At 40.0% G+C, this 6,074-nt stretch carries 6 protein-coding genes; 3 read left to right on the plus strand and 3 right to left on the minus strand.

The features are described from left to right. The first annotated feature begins 8 nt into the window (after window positions 1–8). The 3 genes from WBJ10_RS01330 to WBJ10_RS01340 are packed head-to-tail and all read left to right on the plus strand — an operon-like array spanning window position 9 to window position 3,650. Window positions 9–1,313 (plus strand): O-acetylhomoserine aminocarboxypropyltransferase/cysteine synthase family protein, encoded by a 1,305-nt coding sequence (locus tag WBJ10_RS01330; protein WP_424287758.1) that lies wholly within the window; start codon window positions 9–11, stop codon window positions 1,311–1,313. Between the two features lie 30 nt (window positions 1,314–1,343). Further along, a complete protein-coding gene (locus WBJ10_RS01335; protein ID WP_424287759.1) occupies window positions 1,344–2,405 on the plus strand; it encodes a homoserine O-acetyltransferase family protein in 1,062 nt (353 codons plus the stop codon). After that, a complete protein-coding gene (locus WBJ10_RS01340; RefSeq protein ID WP_424287760.1) occupies window positions 2,406–3,650 on the plus strand; it encodes a homoserine dehydrogenase in 1,245 nt (414 codons plus the stop codon). It abuts the gene before it with no gap. Here the strand turns inward: WBJ10_RS01340 and WBJ10_RS01345 are convergent. The 3 genes from WBJ10_RS01345 to WBJ10_RS01355 all read right to left on the minus strand — a co-directional run. Then, a complete protein-coding gene (locus tag WBJ10_RS01345; protein ID WP_424287761.1) occupies window positions 3,640–4,308 on the minus strand; it encodes an SGNH/GDSL hydrolase family protein in 669 nt (222 codons plus the stop codon). The genes WBJ10_RS01340 and WBJ10_RS01345 overlap by 11 nt on opposite strands. Before the next feature lie 22 nt (window positions 4,309–4,330). Next, window positions 4,331–5,701, minus strand: coding sequence for a dihydrolipoamide acetyltransferase family protein (locus WBJ10_RS01350; protein WP_424287762.1), 1,371 nt, complete (start codon window positions 5,699–5,701; stop codon window positions 4,331–4,333). A gap of 55 nt (window positions 5,702–5,756) precedes the next feature. After that, on the minus strand, window positions 5,757–6,074 hold a 318-nt coding region (locus WBJ10_RS01355; protein ID WP_424287763.1), incomplete at its 5' end, for a CinA family protein.

Raw genomic sequence — 6,074 nt, forward strand, 5'->3', positions numbered from 1 at the left:
TATAGATTATGTCTCAAGAAAATTTAAAATTTGAAACATTACAATTACATGCCGGACAGGAAATTGATCCAACTACAGGATCACGTGCTGTTCCAATTTATCAAACTACATCCTTTGCTTTTAATAGCTCAGAGCACGGTGCAAACCTGTTTGCATTAAAAGAGTTCGGGAATATCTACACCCGGATAATGAACCCTACAACAGACGTTTTTGAAAAACGCGTTGCGGCCCTGGAAGGTGGAGTTGCTGCTTTAGCAGTTGCGTCCGGTCAGGCAGCACAATTTATAGCGCTAAGTAATATTTTGCAGTCGGGAGACAACTTTGTCACATCCTCTTTTCTTTATGGAGGATCTTACAATCAATTTAAAGTATCATTTAAAAGGCTTGGAATCGAAGCCCGTTTTGCTAAAGGAGATGATCCCGCCAGTATAGAATCCCTAATTGATGATAAAACGAAAGCGATTTACCTGGAGACTATTGGAAATCCAAGCTTCAGTGTACCAGATTTCGAAAAGATTTCTGCAATAGCGAAAAAACATGATCTCCCACTTATAGTCGACAACACATTCGGTGCAGCAGGTTATCTTTTCCGCCCGCTTGATCATGGTGCAAATATTGTGGTTGAATCAGCTACCAAATGGATTGGCGGCCACGGAACCAGCATTGGAGGTGTGATAGTTGATGGCGGTAATTATAATTGGGGAAATGGGAAGTTCCCACAGTTCTCTGAACCTTCGGAAGGATATCACGGCCTTGTTTTTAGTGATGTGTTTGGTGCCAGCGGACCCTTTGGAAATATTCAATTCATAATACGGGCACGTGTAGAAGGTTTGCGTGATTTCGGGCCTTCACAATCACCATTCAACTCTTTTCTTTTATTACAAGGATTAGAAACATTATCGCTGCGCGTTCAACGACATGTTGATAATGCCCTTGAACTGGCAAAATGGCTGGAAAATCATCCTCAGGTAGACAAAGTTGAATACCCGGGCCTGCCAAGCAGCCCAACTCATGAAAAAGCGAAGAAGTATCTCAGAAATGGTTTCGGAGCAGTTCTATCCTTCGAAGTGAAGGGCGGAAAAGAAGCAGCTACAAAATTTGTTGATAATCTAAAACTTATAAGTCACCTGGCAAATGTTGGAGACACAAAAACTTTGATAATTCAACCCTCTGCTACTACCCATCAGCAGCTTTCTGATGATGAACAAGCTGCGGCTGGTGTAAAAGCTTCATCGCTTCGCGTATCAGTCGGCATCGAACATATTGACGATATAAAATCTGATCTGGAACAAGCATTCGCAGCAATTAAATAGATTATAATTTAGCAAGAGTCGAAACTAATAATGAACACAGAGAATATATACCGACAGAAAAAGGTATTCAAGCTTGAAAGCGGCAAAAAGATAAACGATCTACAGATCGTTTATCATACTTATGGGTCGCTGAATGCAAAGAAAAATAATGTTATTTGGGTCTGCCACGCTTTAACTGCAAATTCTGATGTTTTGGATTGGTGGAAAGGGCTCTTTGGCGATAATTGCCTATTTAATCCCAAAGAACACTTTATTATTTGTGCAAATGTTTTAGGGTCCCATTACGGTACAACAAATCCACTTAGCATTAATAAAGTGACCGGCCTCCCTTATTATCTTTCATTTCCGGAATTCACAGTTAGAGATCTTGCAGCTGCCCATCGTATACTTGCCGATCATCTTAATTTGCCGGAAATCGGCTTGTTGATTGGTGGATCTCTAGGCGGGCAACAAGCTATGGAATGGGCTATTCTTGAGCCCAAAAGAATAAAAAAACTAGTGGTCATAGCTGCAAATGCACAGCATTCGGCCTGGGGTATCGCTTTTAATGAAAGCCAGAGACTGGCCATAACTGCAGATCGAACTTTCTACTCTCAGACCCAAACCGGCGGAAATAAAGGGCTGAAAGTTGCCCGTAGTATTGCACTCCTTTCTTATAGAAGTTACGATACATATGGTGCAACTCAATTAGAAGTTGGGAATGACAAAACCCGCGATTTTAAAGCTTCATCTTATCAAAATTACCAGGGCGAGAAATTAGTTAATCGCTTTAATGCTTTTAGCTACTGGTATTTAACGAAAGCTATGGACAGTCATAACGTAGGAAGAGGCAGGGCATCGGTTATTGACGCACTCCGTCAAATTCAGGCTAAAACTCTTGTTATAGGCATCGTAAATGATGTTTTGTTTCCATTAGCAGAACAGCAGTTTCTTGCCAAGAATATTCCAGGTGCTTATTTCGCTGAGTTAAACTCATTTTACGGGCATGACGGCTTTCTTATAGAAACTGAAGTCCTTACAAAAGAAATCGGCACATTCATAAATGCCTCAGAAACTGACAATCAAGTGATCAGCTTACATAAAATTGCTTAAATGAGTAAAAGATTAACAATAGGCCTATTCGGGTTTGGAGTTGTAGGGCAAGGCCTGCATGATATAATTAGTACCAAGGACCTTAATATTGAAATTAGAAAAATCGTAATAAAGGATTCCTCGAAATCTAGAAGTCTTCCAGAGGATTTATTTTCCACTGATGCATCAGAAATCCTAAATGATAGTGAGATCAATACCGTAGTTGAATTGATTAATGATGCAGATGCTGCTTTTGAAATCACATCCACCGCATTAAAAAGCGGGAAAAATGTTGTATCAGCAAATAAGAAAATGATCGCGGAGCACCTGGACGAACTTGTCGCGATTCAGCGGGAATATGGAACCTCACTATTATATGAAGGCGCGGTTTGTGGAAGCATTCCTATAATCAGGAATCTTGAAGAATACTATGATAATGAATTGCTTCATTCAGTCAGCGGAATATTTAATGGATCTTCAAATTTTATACTTTCGAAAATAGCAAATGAAGGACTTGAATATGCCGATGCACTAAAACAAGCCCAGGATCTTGGTTTCGCAGAAACTGATCCATTGCTGGATGTAGGAGGTTATGATGCAAAATTCAAGCTTTTGATTGCCGCTGCACATGCCTATGGAACCTTTGTCAAACCCGAGGAAGTGTTAAATGTGGGGATTCAAAACTTCTCCATTGCCGACCTTCACTTCGCTAAGGAGCATAAGCTTAAGATAAAGTTAGTCCCTACGGCGAAGAAACTAAATGAAAATGAAATTGCATTATACGTTATTCCGCGACTGGTTCCAAAAAGTGAATTTCTGTATAATGTTGAAAACGAATACAATGCTGTTTCTGTCAAAGCAGCATTTTCTGATCAGCAATTATTTTATGGCAAAGGCGCTGGCGGGCATCCCACCGGCTCGGCTGTACTTTCTGATATTGCGGCTTTGCGATATGACTATAGGTATGAGTACAAAAAATATCATGGAAACTCCGAGCTGAAACTTCAGAACAACCATGTGCTACCTATCTATATCAGATATAAAAGTGATGACCTAATTGAGCAGCTAAACTTCGATTTTATTTCAGAGAAACACGCAAGTGTTGAATCAAAATACATACTTGGTGGTATAAAAATTTCTGAGCTCATTGCTAAGAAAGATTTAATTGAAAATGACGGCGCATTTATTGCACAAGCAGCTGCCTTAACAGAAAAATTTAACGAAAATGCAAGGATAAAGGTCGAACAAGCCCAGACTATTTCTTAAGATAAGGCTTAATTGCTTTTTGCCAGATAGCGTAACCATTTTCGTTCATATGTAACTTGTCAGATTTAAAAATTTCTGGCATAGGTGTTCCATCTGCAAGCAGCATTTTTGAATAGACATCGACGTAATCTGTCCTGCGGTAATTCTCTAAATAGTCTTTTATCATCGAATTCGCTTTTACCATTTCAGGTAAATACTTTAAGCGGCTGGGACTAGGTTTAATAGAAACAAACAAGATATGAGTTTTAGGCAGGTTCTCGCGTAGTATCTCAAACAAAGTGGTAAACCTGTCTAAGACAATTTCAGCCGTCACCCCATCCGCCATAAAGTCGTTTTCACCGCAATAAATTACAACTTGCTTGGGTTTGTATGGGATAATGATATCCGGAGCGTATCGGATCACATCAGGCAAACTGGATCCCCCAAAACCGCGATTGATAATTTTGTAACCTGGAAAATAGGCCTGAATCTTAGGCCAAAGATTAAAAGAGGAGCTTCCAACGAACACAATGCCATTCTTTGGCGGCGGGTTAACAAGGTCCTGTTTTTTGAAAGTTTCAATTTCATTAAAGAATGGTGCCCTCTGCTGGGCGAAACTTGCAATGCTAAGACATTGCAAAAATAAAAGGCAGACGAAAAATATCCTTGATTGTTTCATACTTTGACCTGGATTTTTGGAATTAAATTACTCGATTAACATCCCATGCCTCCAGGTAATCAGCAACCTTACGCACGAAAGATCCTCCCAATGCTCCATCAACTACCCTATGGTCATAGGACAAGGACAGGAACATCATATGTCTGATCGCTATAACATCTCCATATTCAGTTTCAAGGACTGCTGGCTTTTTCTGAATAGCTCCAACCGCCATTACAGCAACTTGAGGCTGATTGATAATTGGAGTTCCCATTACATTACCAAAAGTACCAACATTAGTTAAAGTGAAAGTTCCTCCAGCTGTATCGTCAGGTTTCAATTGTGATTTCCGTGCGCGGTTCGCGAGGTCATTAACGGCCTTAGTTAATCCAACCAGATTTAATTGATCTGCATTTTTAATAACCGGAACAATCAGATTACCTGAAGGCAAGGCTGCAGCCATTCCAATATTAATATCTCGTTTCTTTATAATCTGAGTTCCCTGTACAGATATGTTAATCATTGGAAGATCTTTAATCGCTTTTGCAACTGCTTCCATGAAGATTGGAGTAAAAGTTATCTTCTCCCCTTCTCTTTTCTCAAAATCAGTTTTAACTCGCTCTCTCCATTGTACTATATTCGTCACGTCAGCCTCTACGAAAGATGTTACGTGAGGTGAAGTGTGCTTACTCATTACCATATGTTCAGCTATAAGCTTGCGCATGCGATCCATCTCAATGATTTCGTCGCCTGCAGACAAGGATATTGCCGCTGGAGATTTCGCTTCAGTAGCAAGCGGTTTAATTGCAGGTGCGGGTTGCGCTGTCGTTAAAGATTTAGAAGCCCCCCTATTTTCTGCCACTTGCGTTGACGATTTGGAATCCTTTTTACTGATATAATCCAGAACATCCTGCTTGGTAACCCGGCCTTCAGATCCTGAACCTGTTATTGAATCAAGTTCTGATACATCTATACCTTCTTCAACTGCCATGCTTTTTACAAGTGGCGAGTAAAACCTGTTAGTATTACTTATGATATTTCGTTCAGAAACTGGTTGAGCACTTTTGCTCTGGACTTCGGCCCGATTTGCAGATGATTGTTCAGAATTTAATTCTTTTTCTACCGTGGCTGGTTCTTTACTCTCAGTTGTTATTTCTCTATCATTTCCTGAACCGCCCGTTTCAATTATAGCTATTGGAGCCCCTACCTGGACAACATCATCAACATTAAAAAGAGTTTCAATAAGTTTTCCTGCAACCGGCGAAGGTACATCGGAATCTACTTTATCCGTAGCGATCTCTAGAACAGATTCATCTATATCTATCATGTCACCGGGTTGTTTTATCCATTTAATGATAGTAGCTTCGGCTACACTTTCTCCCATCTTAGGTAGCACTAATTCGTATCTGGCCATAAATTGATTTATCAATTGGTTATTAAATTGCAAAATTAAGCTTTTTCAGGCATCTTCACTGCTCCTGTTCTTCTTTCATTAACTTGTGAAGCATAAAAAGTGCATTTACCGCAGATCTTTCAATATTCTGAATCCTTTTGCTGCCAAATTGAAATTTCTTAGAAATTGTTTTCTTTTTACCAGCAATCCCGACCCAAATGGTACCCACGGGCTTTTCTTCTGTCCCTCCGTCGGGGCCTGCGACACCGCTAATGGCGATAGAATAATCTGAATTGAAATTCATATTAGCCCCATTAGCCATTTCTAAAATAGTTTCTTCACTTACGGCTCCAAACCGATCAAGCGTTTCCTTAGAAACCGATAATATTTTAGT

Origin of the sequence: Daejeonella sp. (assembly GCF_049655485.1) — a bacterium.
Lineage (GTDB): Bacteria > Bacteroidota > Bacteroidia > Sphingobacteriales > Sphingobacteriaceae > Daejeonella.

What these genes read in the sequence shown, in the direction of transcription:
- WBJ10_RS01330 (WP_424287758.1), top strand. Translation starts at nt 9, where the DNA reads ATGTCTCAAGAAAATTTAAAATTTGAAACATTACAATTACATGCCGGA.
- WBJ10_RS01335 (WP_424287759.1), top strand. Translation starts at nt 1,344, where the DNA reads ATGAACACAGAGAATATATACCGACAGAAAAAGGTATTCAAGCTTGAA.
- WBJ10_RS01340 (WP_424287760.1), top strand. Translation starts at nt 2,406, where the DNA reads ATGAGTAAAAGATTAACAATAGGCCTATTCGGGTTTGGAGTTGTAGGG.
- WBJ10_RS01345 (WP_424287761.1), bottom strand. Translation starts at nt 4,308, where the DNA reads ATGAAACAATCAAGGATATTTTTCGTCTGCCTTTTATTTTTGCAATGT.
- WBJ10_RS01350 (WP_424287762.1), bottom strand. Translation starts at nt 5,701, where the DNA reads ATGGCCAGATACGAATTAGTGCTACCTAAGATGGGAGAAAGTGTAGCC.